At 55.2% G+C, this 20,093-nt stretch carries 20 protein-coding genes; 10 read left to right on the top strand and 10 right to left on the bottom strand.

Annotated elements, in window-relative coordinates; all coding sequences use genetic code 11:
- Positions 1 to 87: 87 nt before the first annotated feature.
- Together prlC and MIH18_RS13485 are read left to right on the top strand one after the other, a co-directional pair.
- Positions 88 to 2,133 carry an oligopeptidase A gene (gene prlC / locus MIH18_RS13480; protein ID WP_249012604.1) on the top strand — a complete coding sequence of 682 codons (2,046 nt, stop codon included), beginning with the start codon at positions 88 to 90 and terminating at the stop codon, positions 2,131 to 2,133.
- 70 nt (positions 2,134 to 2,203) lie between these two features.
- On the top strand, positions 2,204 to 2,449 hold the full coding sequence (locus MIH18_RS13485; protein ID WP_098420295.1) for a YheV family putative zinc ribbon protein: 246 nt from the start codon (positions 2,204 to 2,206) through the stop codon (positions 2,447 to 2,449).
- A 265-nt stretch (positions 2,450 to 2,714) separates the two neighbouring features.
- On the opposite strand, the gene MIH18_RS13490 is transcribed toward MIH18_RS13485, so the two are convergent.
- The 9 genes from MIH18_RS13490 to MIH18_RS13530 form a co-directional block, all read right to left on the bottom strand.
- The gene (locus MIH18_RS13490) at positions 2,715 to 4,040 is read right to left on the bottom strand and encodes a Na+/H+ antiporter family protein (RefSeq protein WP_249012605.1); all 1,326 of its coding nucleotides are present in this window, start codon (positions 4,038 to 4,040) and stop codon (positions 2,715 to 2,717) included.
- Between the two features lie 114 nt (positions 4,041 to 4,154).
- Entirely contained in the window at positions 4,155 to 4,385 is a 231-nt protein-coding gene (locus MIH18_RS13495) for a DUF1653 domain-containing protein (RefSeq protein WP_249012606.1), read from the bottom strand.
- 88 nt (positions 4,386 to 4,473) lie between these two features.
- Positions 4,474 to 4,923: a group 1 truncated hemoglobin gene (locus MIH18_RS13500; RefSeq protein ID WP_249007008.1), complete on the bottom strand. Its 450-nt coding sequence runs from the start codon at positions 4,921 to 4,923 to the stop codon at positions 4,474 to 4,476.
- Between the two features lie 2 nt (positions 4,924 to 4,925).
- Complete coding sequence (locus MIH18_RS13505; RefSeq protein WP_249012607.1) at positions 4,926 to 5,795, bottom strand: DUF3034 family protein; 870 nt, start codon at positions 5,793 to 5,795, stop codon at positions 4,926 to 4,928.
- On the bottom strand, positions 5,792 to 8,149 hold the full coding sequence (locus MIH18_RS13510) for an EAL domain-containing protein (RefSeq protein WP_249012608.1): 2,358 nt from the start codon (positions 8,147 to 8,149) through the stop codon (positions 5,792 to 5,794). The genes MIH18_RS13505 and MIH18_RS13510 overlap by 4 nt, the downstream gene beginning before the upstream one ends.
- A complete protein-coding gene (locus MIH18_RS13515; RefSeq protein ID WP_249007011.1) occupies positions 8,149 to 8,814 on the bottom strand; it encodes a methylamine utilization protein in 666 nt (221 codons plus the stop codon). Before MIH18_RS13515 ends, MIH18_RS13510 begins: the two co-directional genes overlap by 1 nt.
- Before the next feature lie 216 nt (positions 8,815 to 9,030).
- The gene (locus MIH18_RS13520; RefSeq protein WP_249007012.1) at positions 9,031 to 9,417 is read right to left on the bottom strand and encodes a DoxX family protein; all 387 of its coding nucleotides are present in this window, start codon (positions 9,415 to 9,417) and stop codon (positions 9,031 to 9,033) included.
- A 104-nt stretch (positions 9,418 to 9,521) separates the two neighbouring features.
- Complete coding sequence (locus MIH18_RS13525) at positions 9,522 to 10,175, bottom strand: hypothetical protein (RefSeq protein WP_249012609.1); 654 nt, start codon at positions 10,173 to 10,175, stop codon at positions 9,522 to 9,524.
- Between the two features lie 192 nt (positions 10,176 to 10,367).
- Positions 10,368 to 11,711, bottom strand: a complete 1,344-nt coding sequence (locus MIH18_RS13530) for an MATE family efflux transporter (protein ID WP_249012610.1) — start codon at positions 11,709 to 11,711, stop codon at positions 10,368 to 10,370.
- Between the two features lie 165 nt (positions 11,712 to 11,876).
- Here MIH18_RS13530 and coxB point away from each other — a divergent pair, with 165 nt between their 5' ends.
- The 3 genes from coxB to MIH18_RS13545 all read left to right on the top strand — a co-directional run bounded on the left by coxB (position 11,877) and on the right by MIH18_RS13545 (position 15,573).
- Positions 11,877 to 13,007, top strand: a complete 1,131-nt coding sequence (gene coxB / locus MIH18_RS13535) for a cytochrome c oxidase subunit II (RefSeq protein WP_249007015.1) — start codon at positions 11,877 to 11,879, stop codon at positions 13,005 to 13,007.
- 68 nt (positions 13,008 to 13,075) lie between these two features.
- A complete protein-coding gene (gene ctaD, locus MIH18_RS13540) occupies positions 13,076 to 14,683 on the top strand; it encodes a cytochrome c oxidase subunit I (RefSeq protein ID WP_249012611.1) in 1,608 nt (535 codons plus the stop codon).
- Between the two features lie 2 nt (positions 14,684 to 14,685).
- Entirely contained in the window at positions 14,686 to 15,573 is an 888-nt protein-coding gene (locus tag MIH18_RS13545) for a cytochrome c oxidase subunit 3 (RefSeq protein ID WP_249007017.1), read from the top strand.
- Positions 15,574 to 15,615: 42 nt separating this feature from the next.
- Here MIH18_RS13545 and MIH18_RS13550 read toward each other — a convergent pair whose 3' ends face one another.
- On the bottom strand, positions 15,616 to 15,819 hold the full coding sequence (locus tag MIH18_RS13550; RefSeq protein WP_249007018.1) for a twin transmembrane helix small protein: 204 nt from the start codon (positions 15,817 to 15,819) through the stop codon (positions 15,616 to 15,618).
- Between the two features lie 44 nt (positions 15,820 to 15,863).
- Between MIH18_RS13550 and MIH18_RS13555 the strand changes: the two genes are divergently transcribed.
- The 5 genes from MIH18_RS13555 to MIH18_RS13575 all read left to right on the top strand — a co-directional run bounded on the left by MIH18_RS13555 (position 15,864) and on the right by MIH18_RS13575 (position 20,066).
- Positions 15,864 to 16,568: an SURF1 family protein gene (locus MIH18_RS13555; protein ID WP_283164721.1), complete on the top strand. Its 705-nt coding sequence runs from the start codon at positions 15,864 to 15,866 to the stop codon at positions 16,566 to 16,568.
- Between the two features lie 69 nt (positions 16,569 to 16,637).
- Positions 16,638 to 17,288, top strand: a complete 651-nt coding sequence (locus MIH18_RS13560) for a hypothetical protein (RefSeq protein ID WP_249007019.1) — start codon at positions 16,638 to 16,640, stop codon at positions 17,286 to 17,288.
- An 11-nt stretch (positions 17,289 to 17,299) separates the two neighbouring features.
- Positions 17,300 to 18,445, top strand: a complete 1,146-nt coding sequence (locus MIH18_RS13565; protein WP_249009074.1) for a COX15/CtaA family protein — start codon at positions 17,300 to 17,302, stop codon at positions 18,443 to 18,445.
- A complete protein-coding gene (cyoE, locus tag MIH18_RS13570; RefSeq protein WP_249007020.1) occupies positions 18,442 to 19,398 on the top strand; it encodes a heme o synthase in 957 nt (318 codons plus the stop codon). The genes MIH18_RS13565 and cyoE overlap by 4 nt, the downstream gene beginning before the upstream one ends.
- Before the next feature lie 20 nt (positions 19,399 to 19,418).
- Entirely contained in the window at positions 19,419 to 20,066 is a 648-nt protein-coding gene (locus MIH18_RS13575) for an SCO family protein (protein ID WP_249007021.1), read from the top strand.
- Positions 20,067 to 20,093 lie beyond the last annotated feature (27 nt).

Raw genomic sequence — 20,093 nt, forward strand, 5'->3', positions numbered from 1 at the left:
TTTAGGTGTCTTTTTTTCTGGGATACTCCCCGCATTATCGGAGTCACCTGAAATTACTCGACATTTGAACCGCTGAGAAGGGGAACCATGAATAATCCACTACTGACCAATGATCTGCTGCCGAAATTTGAACACGTGCGCACTGAGCATATGGGAGAAGCAATCGACCAAATTATCAGTGAAAATCACATGAAAATTAACAGCCTGGCGCAGAATGAAGAACCCGACTGGGACACTCTTGTGCAGCCCATGCAGTCGCTTGAGAATAAATTGAGCAACGCTTGGTCGGTCATCTCACACCTGAACGCGGTGATGAACAATGACGACCTGCGCAAAGTGTACAAAAACTGCCTGGAAAAGCTCACCGAATACAGCACCGAGCTGAGCCAGAATGCGGTTTTGTGCGAGGCCTACAAAAAGCTGGCCGCCCGCGATGATTTCAGCAAACTCAGCGAAGCCCAGCAAAAAGCAGTGAAAAACACTTTGCGGGACTTTCACTTGGGCGGCGTTGATCTGCCCGATGATCAGAAAAAGCGCTACGCCGATCTAACCCGCGAGCTTTCGGAGCTGTCCAACAGCTTCAGCGACAACGTTCTGGACGCCACCCAGCATTGGTTCAAGCAAATCACCGATAAAAGCGAGCTGGCCGGCGTGCCAAACAGTGCGCTGGAAGGCGCCCAAGCGGCGGCCAAGCAAAAAGATCTGCATGGTTATGTCATCACTCTGGATTTTCCCAGCTTCCACCCGATAATGACTTACTGCGACAACCGTGAACTGCGCCGTGAAGTGTATGAAGCCTTTGTTACCCGCGCTTCCGATATGGGGCCAGACGCCGGCACTTGGGACAACACCCCGGTAATGGCAGAAATACTCAAACGCCGCCACGCCCTGGCACAATTACTGGGCTTTAATAACTTTGCCGAGCGCTCTCTTGTCACAAAAATGGCCCGTGATACTGACGAGGTGTTGGGCTTTTTGACGGAGCTGGCGAACAAAGCCAAGCCGGTGGCCGAGCAGGAATTCGCCGAACTCAAGGCTTTTGCAAAAGATGAGCATGGTTTAAACGACTTACAGGCCTGGGACATAGGCTACTACAGCGAAAAATTGCGCCAGCAGCGCTACGATATTTCCCCGGAAGCCCTGCGCCCCTGGTTTCCGGTGGATAACGTGGTGCCTGGTTTGTTCCGCGTGACAGAAAAGCTGTTCGATATCCAGATTGAAGCCAAGCCAGAGGTAGAAACCTGGCACGAAGACGCCACCGCTTACTGCATCAGCCGTAACGGCGAGCCCATTGCCTGGTTCTATCTAGATCTGTTTGCCCGCCAAGGCAAGCGTGGCGGCGCCTGGATGGCGGATTGCCGGGTACGCTGGCGCAACCTGCGCGGCACCCTGCAGCTGCCGGTGGCTTTCCTGACCTGCAACTTCACCCCACCGGTGAACGGCAAGCCGTCGTTGCTGACTCACGATGAAGTCACCACCCTATTCCACGAATTCGGCCACGGCCTGCATCACATGTTGACCCAGGTGGAGGTAATGGACGTATCGGGTATTAATGGTGTGGCGTGGGACGCGGTCGAACTGCCGAGTCAGTTCCTCGAAAACTGGTGCTGGAACCCGGAATCGCTGGCGTTGATTGCTGCCCACCACGAAACCGGTGAGCCGTTGCCGCAGGATATGTTGGAAAAGCTGTTAGCCGCGAAGAACTTCCAGTCGGGCATGGGGTTGGTGCGTCAGCTTGAATTTTCGCTGTTTGATTTCCGTCTGCACGCCGAGTTCGTCGACACCGCGCCAACGAATCCGCTGGATGTGCACCGTCAGGTGCGCGATGAAATAGCGGTTATTGAGTCGCCGGCGTTCAATCGCTTCCCCAATTCGTTTTCCCACATCTTCGCCGGCGGCTACGCAGCGGGTTATTACAGCTACAAATGGGCCGAAGTGCTGGCCGCGGACGCGTTTTCGTTGTTCGAGCAAAACGGCATTTTTGATCCGCAAACCGGCAAGTCGTTCTTGCAAAATATTCTGGAGAAAGGTGGTTCACAAGAACCCATGGAGTTGTTCAAGGCCTTCCGCGGCCGCGAACCCGAGGTAGACGCACTGTTGCAGCAAACCGGCATCAGCCCGCAAGTCGCCTGACTCCATTTGCCATAGGCAACCCTTCCCGCCGGCCAAGGCCGGCAGGGGACATCTAACATGGAGTTATCCAATGCCAAGCCCGAAACGTTTCATCGCCGGAGCCGTTTGCCCCCGTTGTGCGGAGATGGACAAAATCACCATGTACACCGACGACGCGGACGAACAGATCCGCGAATGTATAGCCTGCGGTTTCACCGACGGCATCTCTGACATAGAAGCTCCGGCTGCCCCGGAACTGCAAACCCGCGTGAACAAGCGCAAAAACGAAGACGACCATACGGTTAAGCAGGTGGTGTTTTTCAAAGGTGGGGATTAGGTGACTAAGCACACGCTTACGGAGCCTGATACTGCGTGGAGGGTCGAGGATGCGGGGTGTCTTTTCTTCTGGGAAAAACAACTCGCTGCGCTCAGACATATTTTTCCCGACAGAAAAGATACCCCACACCCTTCCCATTTGACTGTAGAGATAGGCTGACAAATAACACAGCCAGTTTTTCTGCAAAGGGACGGATTTCAAATCCGTCCCTAGGTTCCCAAGTTCAAAGGGACAGATTTTAAATCTGTCCCTAATCTTTCAAACTTTAAAGAACCATCGCGGCAACCCACCCAAAACCAAGCAACGGCAAGTTGAAGTGCAAGAACGTGGGCACCACTGAATCCCAGATGTGATTGTGCTGGCCGTCGGCATTCAGGCCGGCGGTGGGCCCGAGTGTCGAGTCAGAAACTGGCGAACCCGCGTCACCCAAGGCACCGGCAGTGCCAACCAGAGCTATGATCGCCATAGAGCTGAAACCCATTTCCAGCGCCATCGGCACATACAGCGCCGCAATGATGGGAATGGTGGAGAAGGACGAACCAATACCGAGGGTAATCATCAATCCCACCAATAGCATCAACAGGGCCGCGAGGGCTTTGTTGGCGCCGATGATGTCGACCGAGCTTTGTACCAGGGTGGTAATTTCGCCGGTTTCGCGCATGACTTCGGCAAAGCCGGAGGCGGCGATCATGATAAAACCGATCATCGCCAGCATTTTCATGCCTTCGGTGAACAGGTCGTCAGCTTCTTTCCACTTCACCACGCCGGACAGGTTGAACAGCAGAAAACCTGCCAAGGCGCCCAGAATCATGGAGCCTAGCCACAACTGCACCACAAAAGTGACCACGATGGCGGCTAACGCCATCACCAGTGTCATGGGTTTGTAGGTGGTGGTGACTTTTTCGGTGCGAGTTATGGCGTTCAGGTTGTAGTTGCGTTCGCCGCGATAGGTAATAAAAATAGCCACCAGCAGGCCGCAGAGCATACCCAGGGCAGGTAAAGCCATGGCTTTCATGACGCTCAGACCTTCGACATCGCCACCATTGGCGCTGATTTTGGCCATCAGGATTTCGTTCAGATAAATACCGCCAAAACCTACGGGTATGAACATGTACGGGGTAATCAGGCCGAAGGTAAGTGCGCAGGCCACCATGCGGCGGTCCATTTTTAGCTTGGCCATGACATACAGCAGGGGCGGAACCACCAGCGGAATAAACGCAATGTGAATTGGCAGGATGTTCTGGGACGACAGCGCAATGGCCACCAGAATGGCGATGATCATGTAGCGCACGCTTTTCACAGCCGTACTGCTGCCTTCGCTTTGCCCGACTTTGGCAAGGATTTTGTCGGCCAGCAGGTTGGCCAGGCCAGATTTACCGATAGCAACCGCAAAGGCGCCCAAGGTAGCGTAAGACAACGCCACTTTGGCGCCTCCGCCCAGGCCATTGTTGAAGGCATCAATGGTGTCGTTCAGAGACATTCCGGCGATCAGGCCGCCGGAAACGGCGCCTACTATCAAGGCAACAACAACGTGAATGCGGGCCAAGCTTAATACAAGCATGATCAGCACCGCAGCAACAACGGCATTCATGGCAAACTCCGGGTACGCGTAATGGGCTATCAGGCCTTCTTGCGAAAGCTGAGATTATAAAAACGCGGTAATGTGCAGTAATTTGCCAGCTTAGTCAAAGGGCTTGTGTAACGTTTAGGGCTGGTCGATACGAGCAAAACGCGGAAGCTGCTCCCCTGCAACGTTTACGGTTTCGCGGAACATGCTGAGTGGGCGAACCCAAAGGCAGTAATCGCCGTAGAGGCAGCGGTAGACCACCAGTTTTTCCTCGGTCTCGCTGTGACGGGCAATGCCGATCACTTCGTAATCTTTGCCCTTGTAGTGCCGATAGCGGCCCGGAAGGATATCTATTTTTTTTTCAGTCATGCGGATGTCGTGCCTCGTTTTCGTTGCACTTGTCTTTGCTGCCTTTGTCTTTGTAGTCCTTTTTGTGACTTTTTTTCACTGCGGGCTTTCAAAGGTTCCGGATATCCGGGTACATCGGTAGCAGTTTTTTAATCAGCCGATTCTGCGCCGCTGTTGGCACATCGTTTTCTTCCATAGCGAGAATAAGGTTCTCTGCCAGGGCATTAAACTGGGTGTTTGTAATGCCCATGGCCGCGTGGGATTCACGCATCTCGCGCCCAGAATACTGGCATGGGCCGCCGCTGAGTTCACACAACTGGTCTGTCAGGTTGCGATGAAACTGCGCAACGTTTATGCCTTTGAACTGATGACTAATTCGCGTGTCATCCACGATGAGATACAGTAGATCTTCCACCACATCTGCAATGCCTGCGCGCTCGCCTAACTGAAGATAGAGGCTGTTGTCGGGTTCGCGTTGAAAGCTTTGGCAGCCCGTTAGAACAAGGCTGGCCAGAACAACAAGAGCGGCGAAGTGGGTCTTCATTGTGCCTAAGCGCATGATCAGAAACTCCCCTGCAGAGATAAATAAACACCCTGCTGGTTTTTTAGGGTTGCGACATCACCCAGATTAACGAACGCTGCCGTCACGGCCAGTCTACGGTCCGGTACCCAGGCAATAAACAGGTCCCACCAGTCGTCTTCGCGGGCAAAGCTCAGATTATCCGGCTTCTGACGGTACTCGGCGCCCAGCAGCCATTGCCGGTTAATAAAGACGCCGGCGCCGGCTTCGGCCATAAACTCATAGCTATTATTGAGGTCGCCGCCGAAACCCAGCAGTCCGCCCTGGTTGGCACGGGTTCCACGCACGGTGGCGTTTACCAGCAGGTTGCGGCCAAACACGGCGGCAAAAAACAGTTTCGAACCGGCAAAATAGACGTCGGTGCCGCTGTCGTCCCGTGCACCGATGGCTTCCGGTACCGTGAAATCTCGCTGCCGCTTATGTTGTACGCCTGCAGACCACTGGCCCCAAGGACTATAGAGAGCGTCTCCCGTCAGCCGTACTTTCACTCCAAAAATATCCTGATTGAGTTCATCCTGTTTCAGGCTGCTTAGATCCAGGGTCTGCCGAGCGAATGTAACTTCAATCCGATTGTTCCAGTTCAAACCGGCACCAACAACCGCGAGCGTGTAGTCATCCACCTCGGCGCGACTTATGGCCACAGTTCCACCCCATTCTTCATCACTAGCGTAGCTTCCAAGCAAAGCCCAAGGCACTAACCCGCCGCCGGCGCTGCCTTCTATAGTAGTGACGCCACCGGTTGCCCAAAGGCGGCTGCCAACATCCGCAAAGGCCAGGGGTGTTGCAAGAATCCCCAGCGTCAGCAAAGGCGCCCAGACTGCAGCGCCCAGTGTGTAGGAAAAACGAGTCATGGTGAATGCTCCGGCGTTGTTTTGCTCAGTTCCTGCTGGCGCTCTGCAAGGGTCGCAACCGTCTGCGCAAGGTCACCTGCAGAAACCGGGCGGCTTAAATAGAAACCTTGGCCGATGTCGCAACCCCAGGCCTGAAGTAATTTCCAGGTTTCCAGATTTTCGATACCTTCGGCAACTACCTTCAGCCCAAGCCCGTGGGCCATATCAATGGTGGATTTTACAATCAGTTGGTCCTGAGGCTCGGAATTCAGCCTGAGCACAAAGGACTTGTCTATTTTCAGTTCTTGAACGGGTAGCTTGCGCAGCTGTGATAGCGAGGAATAGCCGGTGCCAAAGTCGTCAATGGAAAGAGTTACGCCTAGGTTACGCAGGCGGTTCAGTGTCGCCATGGCTTCTTCCGGGTCCTCCATCAACGCGCCCTCTGTTACTTCCAGAGTGATGCGCTCCATGTTGTGGTGCCAGTCGCTAAAAATTCGGGCTACGCGATCGGTCAGCGCGGGCCAGGTCAGGTCCAATGCCGAAAGGTTGATTGCTACGCCGACATCCAGGCCCGCGTCGAACCAGGCGCGGGCGTCGTTGGCCACCCTCTGCAGGATATGATCCGTTAGATCATTGATCTGCCCCGACTGCTCTGCAAGAAAGATGAATTCTTCCGGTGATATAAAGCCCAACTCCGGGTGTATCCAGCGCACCAGAGCCTCCACCTGCAGTAGCTGCCCGGTGCCGTTGTCCAGCTTGGGTTGGTAGTTCATGTGCAGGCCATTGTTGCGAACAGCACTGTGCAGGTCAGAAACCAGTTTCAGCTCACGTAGATGGTCTTCATCCCGCCCACGCTCGTACCGTGTGACCGCAACGCCCTGCCGGAAGGCGTGTTCGAAGGTCAGGTTTACGCGCCTTCTCAGTTCGCTGGTATTGCTGGCGTCTGCGGGCAATTGCATGGTTATCAGATGAGTGCGCAGGGAAAACGGGGTATTTTCAATATTCCGCGGCGCTTCTACGGTGTCATGCAGAGCTTGCGCTCGCAGATCCAGCGCTTCCGGGCCGAGCTGTGGAATCAATGTCAGGAACTCTCCGCCCCCCGTGCGAGCAATTATGCCGGCATCGGGAAGTTCATCACGCAGCCGTTGTGAGAGGCCAAGCAGGACTTTGTCGCCGAATGCCAAACCGAGCGTATCGTTGATGTCCGATAGGTCGCTCACGCGCAGGCCGATCAGGCTGCAGGGTTTACCGACGTCAAAGCTATCTTTGGCCGATTGCATCAAAGCGTTGCGGTTGCCTAGCCCGGTGACTTCGTCATGGGTTGCGGCATGGCGGATTTCCCCTTCGCGCCGGATAAGCCGGGCCAAAGTGTCACGAAGCGTATCCCTGAGCTGCCTCAGCTCGCCGCCAGTGCGGATATCAGGAGCCGGAGGGTTGTCTCCGTGGCCCACTGCCCGGGCATAATCGGCAAGTTGTAATACTGGCCGGCCGAGATGCCTGGCGGTAAGGAGTGCCAGTAATATCGCCAGTGCCATGATGACAGTGACCAGCAGGGCTATTTCCAAGGCTCGGCTGTAGTAGTTTTGCCGGCTCGCTTCCCGGCTGGTCAGAAGAACCGCTTCGAATGAAATTTGCCCGAAACCTCCCAAATCCAGTATGCGGGTGAAGTAGCGATCGCTTTTGATAAAGTTCTGGTTACTCTCAGATCTGTTCAGTGCGGGGTCTTCGGTACTGTCGATATCGGAGGACGTAGCAAAGTTGATGAAACCGCCAGGGCCGTTCGGGCTCGCTCGGAAAATAACCGAACTGCCACTTAGCCGGGTGATGATGTTTGCCAGTTCCTGATCCAGTTCGAAACCGGCAACCAGCCATGCTCTTAATCCAGGCGCTTCTATGGGAATGACTAGCATCTCATAGCCACGCTGATCAATAGTCAGCAGTGAACGGGCAACACCGTTTTTACGCGCCGTAGCCAGCTGCATTTCGTTGATGTCGGGCGCCTTTTGGGTCAGCGTAGAGGCCAGTAGCTGCCCTTGGCTGTTCAGCAGCAACGCAAAATCCGCGTCTACGCGCCCGCTGTGGTTTTCAAGGGCGCTGTTTAGAGTTGCCGGATCGCCGCTGGCAATGGCAGAGCGAAAACCAAAGTCACGGACGACGACATTCAGACGGGAAAGCTCAAGATCAGTGCGGCGTTCAAGCACCTCGGTGGTAAGGCGCTCGGCGATCGTGAGCTGTTCCAGGGCGCGGCGATTTTCGTCTTCAAACAGGTACACCATCATCAGCGCACCGATCAGCAGGCTTACCAGAGCAACCAGCGCAACCATGGCCGTAACCAGGCGACCGCGAAATCCTATGCGGCTAGTCAGCCCGCCCATCAAAGGTTCTGAAATCGCTTTTGAAGATTATTCATCGGGCCTTCGAGGCTTGGCTCGGGCGTAAGCTCAATGCTGACGGTTTCGATACCGGCGCTTGTCAGGCTGGCGGCCGTAATTTCCCGAATCACCGGCTTGGTATTGTCTGGCAGGCGTGGGTGCCAGATATTCAGGTTCAGCGAGCCGGGTATCTGAGCGTCGCCGAAGTCCAGCGCGATCGTTACCTCGCCCTGCTCATTGGTTTGGCCTATTGAACGGGTGTTAGCCACGACAATAAAAGCCTGCATATAGTCGTGAATATTACAGCCAAGCTCTACAATTCCGGGCTGGTCAAACAACACCGGCGCTTCGGGCCTATTAGCATAGAGCTCAAGATTGAAGGTTTTTGCCGGCGAAAAAGAATAGACGTGATGCTGGGTGTTGTCTTGATTGGGGAAGTCCACGCTAGAGCCTACAGGCAGAATCAACACGTGGGGATGAAACATTCGGTCTTTCTGAGACACTGCTGACCGCACAGGAGATGGCTTGCTGCCGTCATTCATATACACCACAGCGCCAGCGACCGGACCAGTGCCGTCAGCAAGCTGAACCCCGACCGTCAACTCATCTGCCAGTAAAGAAGCCGGCAGAAGGCAACAGGCTAGCAGCAAAACGGTTTGATTTTTCATTTTGGCTATGAACCTTCCGGTTGGGCAAAATCTTTCGATGGAGCAGAACCTGCCAGGCGGGGTCAGGTACGGCCAGGTTCGCCCATGAACTTGTATACCCGCAGATTAGCACGAGTTGCTTCCATATCGACAAGCTCACCAGTCTTTACCTTTAAAGTGGTAATGGCGGTCGGATTTCAGTGAAGCTTCAGCACACACGAAATCCCTCTTTGGCACTCAGTTGCGGACGGTATAACGGCCGGAGCCGAAGAAAAAAACCGCCGCCGCACTCATCAGAAAGAAAAACTGCAGTTCTAGCTGTAATCCGCCGTTGCTACTGAGCATCATTAATTGGTGGCTGTGCACCAAGGCCAGGGCCACCAACATGTTTGCGACAATCAGCAAGGCGCCTATGCGGGTATGAAAACCCAGAATAATCATCAGCGGGGCAAGAACTTCGCCAATAATCACGCCCCAGGCAAGGAACGCCGGAAGGTTGTGGCTGACTAACTGGGCTTCAATAAAGCCCACGCCATTCATCAGTTTATCCACGCCGTGAAACAGCAGCAGACCGCCCAGGGTGAGGCGGATAATCAGTTTTCCAAGATCGGTATTGGCAAGCATGGTTTTGGTCCCGAGGCAGGTAAAAAACAGCGCACAGCTTAACCGCTTCGGCGTCAGGCGCAAGCTAGTGAATGTCATATAACAAATGTTAAAGGTAGCAGAGGCTAGCGCCGGCGACGATTGCCCAGAGTAAAGCGGATGTGATTACGCACTAGCAGGTTTTCCCAATACTGTCGCATTGAGTCCCAGGCCGCGTTGTTGGCCTGTGCCACAAACGGGTCCAAGTTAAGATCATAGTAGTCCGGGCTGCCCGCAATCTGCCGCACGGTGATGGCTACGGCATCGTCCAACTCATTGGCGAACGGCTCACCAATGAGTTCGTGTACCAGCAGATTAGCCCGCGTGGCCTCCAGATCCACCAGTTGGCTGCGGCGGAAACTGTGGTTGTTGTCGTACATGTCTTCCATCAGGCGGTGGCACAGATAGGCGCTGATTAAAAGCCCGTCAAGGCCTATATAGTGGCTAAGAAGCACCGACGGGTTGGTGAAAAAACGGACGGCAGCGTCTAGAAAGGGCGTGAATAGCCCTTCGTGGCCGGCGTCGCGGGCACAGGTGTCAACCGCGTGAATCAGCCGCGGGGCCGTTTCGATGTATTCCACCGAAAACTGGAACAGACAGCTAGCCGGTGCTCGACTGTTAAAGCTGATGCACGTTGGTAGCGCCTGGGCACGCAGCTGCAGGTGGCGCAAAAAAGCGCCTGAGCGGGCTTCCCTGCACCTTGCAGTGTCAATGATGTCCAGGACTGCTTTCGGAGTCATGTGTACGGTTGCCGGTGTCGATACGTAAAAGGATCGCAAGGCGCCTCCCGTTCATGTCACGGGTATATGGGTTGTGTAGGCAAATGGCCTGGTTAGGCGCACGGTGAAGCCTGTGATGTGAATAAAGTGTAGACGACTATTTCAGCCTTGCCGGCCAGGGCGTCAACAATTTAATCTGGCTGCGGGCAGCTGTTATGGGCCTTCGTTACTACGAAACCAGCGCCCCTGACGATTAAAATGCAGGTATACCAATCCCATACTCAAAGCTCGTGCCAGCATCAGGCTGATCATCGCAAACCACAACCCGTGATTCCCCCAGCCGGTGGTCAGCCACCACACTGGCAAATACACGCCCAGGGCGGCAAACAGCATGGTGTTCTGCATGGCTCGGGTTTGGGTGGCACCAATGAAAACGCCGTCAAATAGAAACCCCCACACCGCGGTGAAAGGCAGCAGCCACACCCAGGGCAGATACTGCCAGGCGTTAATTTGCACGGCTTCGATGTTGGTTAATAATCCGATCAACGCCTGCCCGCCCAGCACAAAAAGCGCTGTCAGGAGTAAGGCTCCCCAAATCGACCAGCGCAGGGCAGTGTCGAATACCCGCTTGAACTGGCGCCGGTTGCCACGGCCGACGGCCTCGCCGATCAGAGCTTCAGCGGCATTTGCAAAGCCATCCAGAGCGTTGGAAATAACCAGCAGAAAAGTAAACAGTACCGCGTTGGCGGCCAGAATAGCGTCGCCCTGGCGCGCGCCTTGAGCGGTAAAAAAGGCAAACGCCAGCAGCAAGGCGATGGTGCGCACCATAATAAAACGGTTTACCTGAAGTATGCGCCGGTAGTCTGCAAGAGTGCCGATCAGCGCGCGCGTCATGCGCTGGCCTTCGGGCATGCGCCGTAACACAATCGCCAAACCAATCAGCGCCGCGCCGTATTCCGCGATCACCGTAGCCATGGCGACACCGCGGCTGTTCCAGCCGAACCCGGTCACAAACAGCACATCTAGCACCAGATTCACGCCATTGGCCACCACCAGCATGATCATTGGGCCGCGGGAATACTGTGTGCCAATCAGCCAGCCCACCAAAGTGTACTGGCACAGCACCGCCGGCGCGCTCCAGATGCGTATGGCGGCGTATTCGGAGGCAAGTTCCAGCACGCCGGCGCTGGGGTTCATCAGCGCCAGGCCTGTGTGTATCAGTGGCTGTTGAAAAGTAATTAGCACCAGACCGATGGTCACCGCCAGCAACAGCGAGCGCACCAGCAGTGCCACCTGCCCGTGTTCGTCACGTTTGCCCCAGGCCTGAGCTGCCAAACCGGTGGTGCCCATTCGCATAAAGCCGAAGGTCCAGTACAGAATGCTGAACAGGTTGGCGCCTACAGCCACGGCGCCAAGATATTGCGGATCTGGCAGGTGCCCCAGCACGGCGGTGTCTACCAGACCAAGCATCGGCACGGTAAGATTGGTGAGCATCAACGGCCACGCCAACGCCCATAATCGGCGATCCAGGCGGGTTAAACGGTACAAGGGCGTCATAAACGGCTATCCAAAATAGTCACGGCGGTAAAGCGCTGGAATCATAACATTGTTGAATTTCAGCTGTTTGTTAGCCTTTTTGTCATCTATTATGCCTATAATAGAGTTCGAGATATTTGAAAGCAGTCTTTTACCCGACAATAATAATCTATGTGGAGACGCAATATGCGTGCGCACGCAAATCGGGCTTTGGCCCTATGCGGCTTGGCTCTGTTCCCGGTGATGTCCATGGCGGACTGGACCATGAACATGAGCCCCGGTGTTACCCAGACTAGCAACGACATTTACGGTTTACACATGACCATTCTGTGGATTTGTGTTGTTATCGGTGTTGTAGTGTTCGGCGTCATGTTCTGGTCGATCTTCGCCCATCGTAAGTCTCGCGGTCACAAACCCGCGAACTTCCACGAGAACACCACGGTGGAAGTGCTTTGGACCATCATTCCTTTGGTTATCCTTGTGGCTATGGCGATTCCGGCCACCGTTACGCTGATTGATATGTATGACACCACCGAAGCCGATGTGGACATCAAGATCACCGGTTATCAGTGGAAGTGGAAATACGATTACCTGGACGACGAGTTCGGTTATTTCTCCAGTTTGAGCACCCCCCGCGACCAGATTAATAACCGCCAGGCCAAAGGTGAAAATTACCTGCTGGAAGTCGATAAACCGCTGGTGGTGCCGGTCGGCCAGAAAGTGCGGTTATTGATGACCGCAAACGATGTAATTCACTCTTGGTGGGTGCCAGAGTTCGGGCTGAAAAAAGACGCGATTCCCGGTTTTATCAACGAAGCCTGGATTCGGGTGGACACGCCGGGCACCTATCGTGGTCAGTGCACCGAGTTGTGCGGTAAAGACCACGGCTTTATGCCCATTGTTGTAGAAGCGGTGCCGCAGGCCGAATACCAGATCTGGGTTGGTGAGCAGCGCGCTGCGGCCGAGAAAGAAAAAGAGCTGACTCAGAAAGAATGGACCATGGCTGATCTGATGGAGCGCGGTGAGCAAAGCTATCAAAGTGCTTGTGCAGCCTGCCATCAGGCCGATGGCAGCGGCTTGCCGCCGTCATTTCCGGCTTTGCGTGGCAGTGCTATCGCCGTCGGTGACATAGCTGGCCATATCGATATTGTAGTCAACGGCAAGCGCGGTACCGCCATGCAAGCCTTTGGCGAGCAGCTCAACGAGGTCGATATTGCGGCGATTATCACCTATGAGCGTAACGCCTGGGGTAACAACGTGGGCGACATGGTGACGCCCAAAGAAATTTTTGATTACAAAAGCCAGCAACAACAGTGACCTGTTGGCAGCGCCAAGCTGCCAACCCAGGCCCCTACAAGAATAAAACGGCGGTTACGGGAGATATTATGAGTACGGTTGCAGACGCTCACACCCCAGAGCACACCTCAGAGCACACGCACGAACATCACGGTCCGGCTAAAGGTTGGACTCGTTGGCTGTTCACGACCAACCACAAAGATATCGGGACCATGTACCTGATATTCAGTTTTGGTATGTTCCTGTTGGGCGGCACCATGGCCATGGTCATCCGCGCCGAACTGTTCCAGCCCGGGCTACAAATCGTACAGCCGGAATTTTTCAACCAGATGACCACCATGCACGGCCTTATTATGGTGTTTGGTGCGGTGATGCCGGCCTTTGTGGGTCTGGCTAACTGGATGATACCGCTGATGATTGGCGCACCGGACATGGCCTTGCCGCGGATGAACAACTGGAGCTTTTGGCTGTTGCCCTGCGCCTTCCTGATTCTGGTCTCTACTTTGTTTATGGACGGCGGCGGCCCCAACTTCGGCTGGACCTTCTACGCGCCGCTGTCGACCACTTATGGCCCACCCAGCACGACCTTCTTTATATTTGCGCTGCACATTGCCGGTGCTTCGTCGATCATGGGTGCCATCAACGTGATTGCCACCATACTGAACATGCGTGCGCCGGGCATGACCCTGATGAAAATGCCAATGTTTGTATGGACTTGGCTGATTACCGCATTTCTTTTGCTGGCGGTTATGCCGGTGCTTGCAGGTGTGTTGACCATGATGCTGATGGATATCAACTTCGGTACCAGCTTCTTTGACGCCTCTGGCGGCGGAGATCCGGTGCTGTTCCAGCACATATTCTGGTTCTTCGGGCACCCCGAGGTGTACATCATGATTTTGCCGGCGTTCGGCGCCGTTTCACACATAATCCCGGCGTTTTCCCGCAAGCCGCTGTTTGGCTATGCGTCTATGGTGTACGCGGTGGGCGCCATTGCACTGCTGTCGTTCCTGGTATGGGCTCACCACATGTTTACAGTGGGTATTCCCGTCGCCGGCCAATTGTTCTTCATGTACGCCACATTGCTGATCGCGGTGCCCACCGGGGTTAAGGTGTTTAACTGGGTAGCAACCATGTTCCGCGGCTCGCTGACGTTCGAGGCGCCGATGCTGTTCGCTATTGCGTTCGTTATTCTGTTCACAGTGGGTGGGTTTTCCGGGCTGATGTTGGCCATTGCTCCGGCCGATTTCCAATACCATGACACCTACTTTGTGGTGGCGCATTTCCATTACGTGCTGGTACCCGGCGCAATCTTTGGCATTTTTGCGTCTGCGTACTTCTGGCTGCCCAAGTGGACCGGCTACATGTATGACGAAACCCTGGCCAAAACCCATTTCTGGCTGTCGTTTGTGGGCATGAATCTGGCATTTTTCCCCATGCACTTTCTAGGATTGGCGGGTATGCCGCGGCGGATTCCAGATTACGCCCTGCAATTTGCCGATTTCAACATGGTGTCCAGCATTGGCGCGTTCCTGTTCGGGGCTACCCAGCTTCTGTTCCTGTTCATTGTAGTAAAATGCGCCCGCGGCAGCGGTGAGCCAGCGGCGGCCAAGCCTTGGGACGGCGCGGAGGGCTTGGAGTGGACGGTGCCCTCACCTGCGCCCTATCACACCTTCTCCACACCACCGGAGGTGCATTAATCATGTCGGAACACCAAGAGTATTACGTACCGGAACAAAGCAAGTGGCCGATTATTGCTACTTTCGGATTGGGTACGACGCTGTTCGGTGCGGCGACCATTATGGTCGATGGCGGTCAGGGTGCCAGCACCAGTAGCGGGTGGATGATCTTTGCGGTCGGCCTGTCATTGATGACCTATATGATTTTTGGCTGGTTTGGCAACGTGGTGCGTGAAAGCCGCGCTGGCCTCTATAGCCCGCAAATGGACCGGTCTTTCCGCTGGGGCATGAGTTGGTTCATTTTTTCTGAAATCATGTTTTTTGCGGCGTTTTTTGGCGCCTTGTTTTACGCTCGGGTGTTTGCCGTTCCCTGGTTAGGGGGCGAGGGTGATCGCGGTAGCTCAAATATGCTGTGGGAAGGGTTTCAGGCGACCTGGCCGCTGATTAACACACCCGACCCCAGTTTGTATCCAGCGCCTAAGGGCATTATAGGGCCTTGGGGCTTACCGCTGATGAACACCATTTTACTGGTGAGCTCGTCATTTACTATTACCGTTGCCCATCATGCGTTAAAAGCCGATAACCGTAAAAAACTGAAGCTGTGGCTTGGCGCCACTATTATTCTGGCGCTGGTATTTGTGGGTTTGCAGGCAGAAGAATACATGCATGCCTATCAGGAGCTGAATCTGACCCTGCAGTCCGGGATTTATGGCAGTACCTTCTTTATGCTGACCGGGTTCCACGGCGCTCACGTGATTTTGGGCACCATCATGCTGACTGTAATGTTAATTCGCATCATCAAAGGTCATTTCAGCGCCGACAACCACTTCGGGTTCGAAGCGGCGGCCTGGTACTGGCATTTTGTCGACGTGGTGTGGATGATGTTGTTTGTCTTTGTGTATGTGATCTGACACCGCTCATTAGTGGTTACAGTGTTGCGGTCGGGGCTGCAGTCAGGGTGTGGGATTCAGCGTCAGGCCGCCTTGCCAGAGCGACAGCAGAATGACCAGCAGCAACAGCACGCTCAGGGCAACGCGCAGCGCTAGAGAGTTAATGACGCGATTGGTTTTTCCCCCGTCGCGGATCAGAAAAAACAGGCCGCTGAACAGGCTGGCGATCACCGCCAGTAACAGGACAACAATGAATATTTTTAACATGCACGGGTCCGTTGGGTTATCGGGTCTATATATTATAGCAAGGTATGAGTAATTCACGGCGTTACTGGCACTGGGATTGGCGTCTTATGCTGTTTAGCGGGCTGTTTTTACCGCTGTTGCTGGTTTTGGGGATATGGCAATTGCAGCGTGCCGAGTTCAAGCAGCAACAGCAGGGTCAGTGGCAACAGCAGATGTCCGAACTGGCTTGGCCGCAGCTGGTAGAGCAGGGCCTGGATGCAGGTAGGCCCGTGAAGCTTAACGGATCATACGGCGATACCACCTGGCTGCTGGACAACCGCACCCGCGATGGCATGGCCGGATACGAGGTGTTAACGGTGTTTTATCCACTCCAAGGGCCGGCGCTGGTGGTCAATCGCGGCTGGGTAATTGCTCCCCGTACCCGTCAGCAATTGCCGGATTCCTCGGTAACGCAGGAACAGGTGGAGATTTCTGGACGCTTGGCAAATTTTCCTCAACCACCTGTGCTTGCGGCCTCTGAAGCAAGCAGCGGTTGGCCAAGACGCGTACAAAGTTTGCCGCCGGAGATAGCACAAGATGCGGTGCCGGAATTGCCCAGATTGATCTTGCGCCTAGCAGACCAGAACCAGCCGGGCGCTTTACGGGCTGACTGGGCGCCAGACCGAATGGCCATTGCGACCCACTACGGTTACGCAACCCAATGGTTTGCTTTGGCGCTAATGCTAACTGTATTGACGATAGTGGCGAGTTACCGTAAAACCGCAGACTAGCCACACAGTCGTCCTGTAATAATCTTAATAACAGACCTATAACAGCCGTGACCCGTTCAGGAGCCAATAATGACAACAACGGTGGCCCAGCAGACTTCCCAGACAGCTTCGCCCAAGCCCATGAGTCCGAAGCAAATACGCAAAGGGCGTCGCATGGCGCTGCTACTTATGGCGGTGGGTTTTGGCCCGATTATTCTGGCCAGCGCGATGTTCTATGGCGGCTGGCTCAATCCGGCTGAGCACACCAACAACGGTGCTCTGGTGACGCCCCTTGTTCCGCTCAGCAGTTTGCAGTTGCAAACCGCGCAGGGCACGCCGTTGGCAGCCCGTTTCGGCCCCACGCAAACCAGCGCCACGTGGTTGCTGCTGGTGGTGGCCGACAACTGCACCGAGGTTTGCCAACAACTGCTGTACACCACCCGCCAAACCAACATTGCGCTTGGTAAATACGCCACACGGGTCAGCCGTGGCGCGGCCCTGACAAGCCTGCCACCGGCTCTGGCCCAGCGCTGGCCGGCAGACTTTGAGCGTATGGAGCGTTTTACGCCATTGCCGGCACAAACTCCCGTATGGCCGCCCGGCGTGGAGCCCTCCCAGGCGCCACAACTGCTGCTGGTAGACCCGTTAGGCAATATCATGATGCGCTACCCGGCAAGCGTGCCGGGGGGTGATGTTTTGGACGACCTGAAACATCTGCTGAAAATTTCGCGAATCGGCTAAGGCGGGTGATGATGACGAAGAATTACGCCGGGAATGCCGAATCCATAAAGATATACCGCCTGATGTTGCGGCTGGCAGTACTGGCCGTGGGACTGGCCGTGGTAGTGATCATGCTTGGCGCCTGGACCCGGCTGGTACACGCCGGCCTGGGGTGCCCGGACTGGCCTGGTTGCTACGGTTTTCTGACGGTACCGCAAGGCGAAAGCAGCATTGCCATTGCTAACGCGCGCTTTCCGGAAACGCCGGTGGATGTGGCCAAGGGCTGGCCCGAGATGATTCACCGCTATGCTGCCGGAACACTGGGTATTCTGGTGTTTACACTGGCCGCATACGCGGTACGCCAGCGCAAACTGAATGTCCCAGTAAAGCTGCCCCTGTTTATAGCCGGTTTTATTGTGCTGCAAGGCGCGTTTGGCATGTGGACCGTCACCCTGAAATTGTGGCCCCAGGTGGTGGCTTTGCATTTGCTAGGAGGCTTTACCACCCTGAGTTTGCTAGCGCTGCTGGTGTTAAGACTACGCAGCCGTGTTCGGGGTGGGTCGGCGCAAACAGCCGTGTTGAAGTCTGCCCGTTCGGGCTCGCGGCTTCGCCCCTGGCTTTATGGTGGGTTGCTGCTGGTGATTATGCAGATTGCGTTGGGTGCTTGGACAGCCGCCAACTACGCCGCCGTGGCCTGTACTGATTTACCCACCTGCGGTGGCCAGTGGTGGCCGCAGGGAATGGATTTTGCCCACGGCTTTGACATAACCCAGCACGTTGGGCCCAATTATCTGGGAGGCCAGCTTAACGCTGATGGACGGGTGGCTATTCATGTCAGCCATCGCCTGGGCGCCGCTGTTGTGCTGGTTTATTTCAGCGTGCTACTGGCGCTGCTGTGGGCCCGGCGCCGGCGCAATGGCCTAGGTCAGTCAGTAGCTGTGGTAGCGGTTGTTCTGCTGGCACAGATTGCGCTGGGCCTGGCTAATGTGATTCTCTACATTCCGTTGGCGGTCGCCGTGGCCCATAACGCCACCGGTGCGTTGTTGTTACTTAGCGTGATCCAGCTGATCTGGCATCAACGTCAGTTGTCCCAGGGCTTGCCGGCACCGCTTTCGGGTGTTAAAGGCAATAAAAACAATTTGATGAACTCAGGAAAGCATCAGGAGATAACGGCATGAGTGAGCAAGCGAACGTCTTGCCGGTACCGACCAACGCTATTGGCAACCCCGTCGACAACTCTTTGGGCAATTCGGCAGGTAACCATACCGCTGCGCACTGGCGTGACTATCTGGAGCTGACCAAGCCCAAAGTCGTCGCGATGATGATTCTCACGTCGGTCATTGGCATGCTGCTGGCGGTTTCCGGTCTGCCGTCTTTGCAGGTTCTGGTGTTTGGCAACGCTGGCATTGCGTTACTGGCCGGAGCGGCTGCGGTGATTAACCACGTGGTGGACCAGAAAGTGGACATTGTTATGGCGCGTACTCACAAGCGTCCGGTAGCCACAGGGCGGATTTCTGCTGCTGAAGGACTGTTATTCGCAGGCGTATTGGCGCTGAGCGGCATGGCAATATTGATGTTGTTGGTGAACAGCCTGACAGCTTGGCTGACATTAGCGTCGCTGGTGGGTTACGCCGGCGTGTATACGCTGTTTCTGAAACGGGCCACGCCGCAGAATATTGTGATTGGCGGGCTAGCCGGCGCCATGCCGCCGCTGCTGGGTTGGACCGCGGTAACCGGGCAGGTAGACGGCCACGCGCTGCTACTGGTGCTGATTATTTTCGCCTGGACACCACCACATTTCTGGGCATTGGCGATTCACCGTAAGGAAGAGTACGCCAAGGCCCGCATCCCCATGCTGCCGGTGACCCACGGTAATTACTACACGGAACTGCACATCCTGCTGTACACTATTATTCTGCTTGCGGTTAGCCTACTACCGTTTGTGACTGGAATGTCCGGTATGATTTATCTGGTCGGCGCCCTTGTGCTTGGCTCGCGCTTTTTGCAGTATGCGATACGCTTGCTGCGCGATGACGATCGGCGCGTAGCGCTGGACACCTTCAAATATTCCATCACCTATTTGATGGCACTGTTTGTCGTGTTACTGGTTGATCACTACGCCTTTATCTGACGCTTAAATATGGAGCCCCGATGACCCGCCAGATTCGCAAAACGTTAATCCTGCTGGTACTGGCGGTGGTGGCTGTATTCGGCCTTTCGATAGCGCGGTATCAGCTGGCGGAGCCAGCACCGGTCGAACAGCCACCGGACTTGGCCAGCGCCAATATCTATGTGTACGAGCAGCCGCGGCCAGTGATTGAATTTGAACTCACCGATGAAAACGGCCAGACCGTTACCCGTGAAAATCTCCGCGGCCATTGGACCTTTGCTTTTGTAGGCTACACCAACTGTCCGGACATCTGTCCGGTAGCCATGGCGGCCCTGCGCCAGACCAACAAGTTGCTGCCTGCGACCTTGCCCCAGCCCCGTTACCTGCTGATCAGTGCCGACCCAGAACACGACACGCCTGAAGTTCTAAAAAATTATACTGGCTTCTTTGGTGAAAATTTCCACGGTTACAGTGGTGATATAGACATAACCCGCGCCCTGGCGACCAGTTTGGGAGCGGTGTTTGTGCAGCGTGAGACAGAGGATGGTTTACTGGTGGATCACAGCGGCCATTTTGCACTGATCGGCCCCTCGGCCGAAGTGGTGGCGCTTATTCAGCCGCCCCATAAACCGCAGCAACTAGCCGATGGCTTCGAGCAGATCTACCGCTGGGCAGATCGCCGGCGTTAGACAAACAGCTCTGCTTATTAATTCAGT

The sequence above is a fragment of the Marinobacter sp. M3C genome (assembly GCF_023311895.1).
Lineage (GTDB): Bacteria > Pseudomonadota > Gammaproteobacteria > Pseudomonadales > Oleiphilaceae > Marinobacter.

What these genes read in the sequence shown, in the direction of transcription:
- prlC (WP_249012604.1), top strand. Translation starts at nt 88, where the DNA reads ATGAATAATCCACTACTGACCAATGATCTGCTGCCGAAATTTGAACAC.
- MIH18_RS13530 (WP_249012610.1), bottom strand. Translation starts at nt 11,711, where the DNA reads ATGACGCCCTTGTACCGTTTAACCCGCCTGGATCGCCGATTATGGGCG.
- MIH18_RS13495 (WP_249012606.1), bottom strand. Translation starts at nt 4,385, where the DNA reads ATGACTGAAAAAAAAATAGATATCCTTCCGGGCCGCTATCGGCACTAC.
- MIH18_RS13490 (WP_249012605.1), bottom strand. Translation starts at nt 4,040, where the DNA reads ATGAATGCCGTTGTTGCTGCGGTGCTGATCATGCTTGTATTAAGCTTG.
- MIH18_RS13505 (WP_249012607.1), bottom strand. Translation starts at nt 5,795, where the DNA reads ATGACTCGTTTTTCCTACACACTGGGCGCTGCAGTCTGGGCGCCTTTG.
- cyoE (WP_249007020.1), top strand. Translation starts at nt 18,442, where the DNA reads ATGAGTGAGCAAGCGAACGTCTTGCCGGTACCGACCAACGCTATTGGC.
- MIH18_RS13525 (WP_249012609.1), bottom strand. Translation starts at nt 10,175, where the DNA reads ATGACTCCGAAAGCAGTCCTGGACATCATTGACACTGCAAGGTGCAGG.
- MIH18_RS13500 (WP_249007008.1), bottom strand. Translation starts at nt 4,923, where the DNA reads ATGCGCTTAGGCACAATGAAGACCCACTTCGCCGCTCTTGTTGTTCTG.
- MIH18_RS13550 (WP_249007018.1), bottom strand. Translation starts at nt 15,819, where the DNA reads ATGTTAAAAATATTCATTGTTGTCCTGTTACTGGCGGTGATCGCCAGC.
- MIH18_RS13560 (WP_249007019.1), top strand. Translation starts at nt 16,638, where the DNA reads ATGACAACAACGGTGGCCCAGCAGACTTCCCAGACAGCTTCGCCCAAG.
- MIH18_RS13555 (WP_283164721.1), top strand. Translation starts at nt 15,864, where the DNA reads ATGAGTAATTCACGGCGTTACTGGCACTGGGATTGGCGTCTTATGCTG.
- coxB (WP_249007015.1), top strand. Translation starts at nt 11,877, where the DNA reads ATGCGTGCGCACGCAAATCGGGCTTTGGCCCTATGCGGCTTGGCTCTG.
- MIH18_RS13485 (WP_098420295.1), top strand. Translation starts at nt 2,204, where the DNA reads ATGCCAAGCCCGAAACGTTTCATCGCCGGAGCCGTTTGCCCCCGTTGT.
- MIH18_RS13520 (WP_249007012.1), bottom strand. Translation starts at nt 9,417, where the DNA reads ATGCTTGCCAATACCGATCTTGGAAAACTGATTATCCGCCTCACCCTG.
- MIH18_RS13565 (WP_249009074.1), top strand. Translation starts at nt 17,300, where the DNA reads ATGACGAAGAATTACGCCGGGAATGCCGAATCCATAAAGATATACCGC.
- MIH18_RS13545 (WP_249007017.1), top strand. Translation starts at nt 14,686, where the DNA reads ATGTCGGAACACCAAGAGTATTACGTACCGGAACAAAGCAAGTGGCCG.
- ctaD (WP_249012611.1), top strand. Translation starts at nt 13,076, where the DNA reads ATGAGTACGGTTGCAGACGCTCACACCCCAGAGCACACCTCAGAGCAC.
- MIH18_RS13575 (WP_249007021.1), top strand. Translation starts at nt 19,419, where the DNA reads ATGACCCGCCAGATTCGCAAAACGTTAATCCTGCTGGTACTGGCGGTG.
- MIH18_RS13515 (WP_249007011.1), bottom strand. Translation starts at nt 8,814, where the DNA reads ATGAAAAATCAAACCGTTTTGCTGCTAGCCTGTTGCCTTCTGCCGGCT.
- MIH18_RS13510 (WP_249012608.1), bottom strand. Translation starts at nt 8,149, where the DNA reads ATGGGCGGGCTGACTAGCCGCATAGGATTTCGCGGTCGCCTGGTTACG.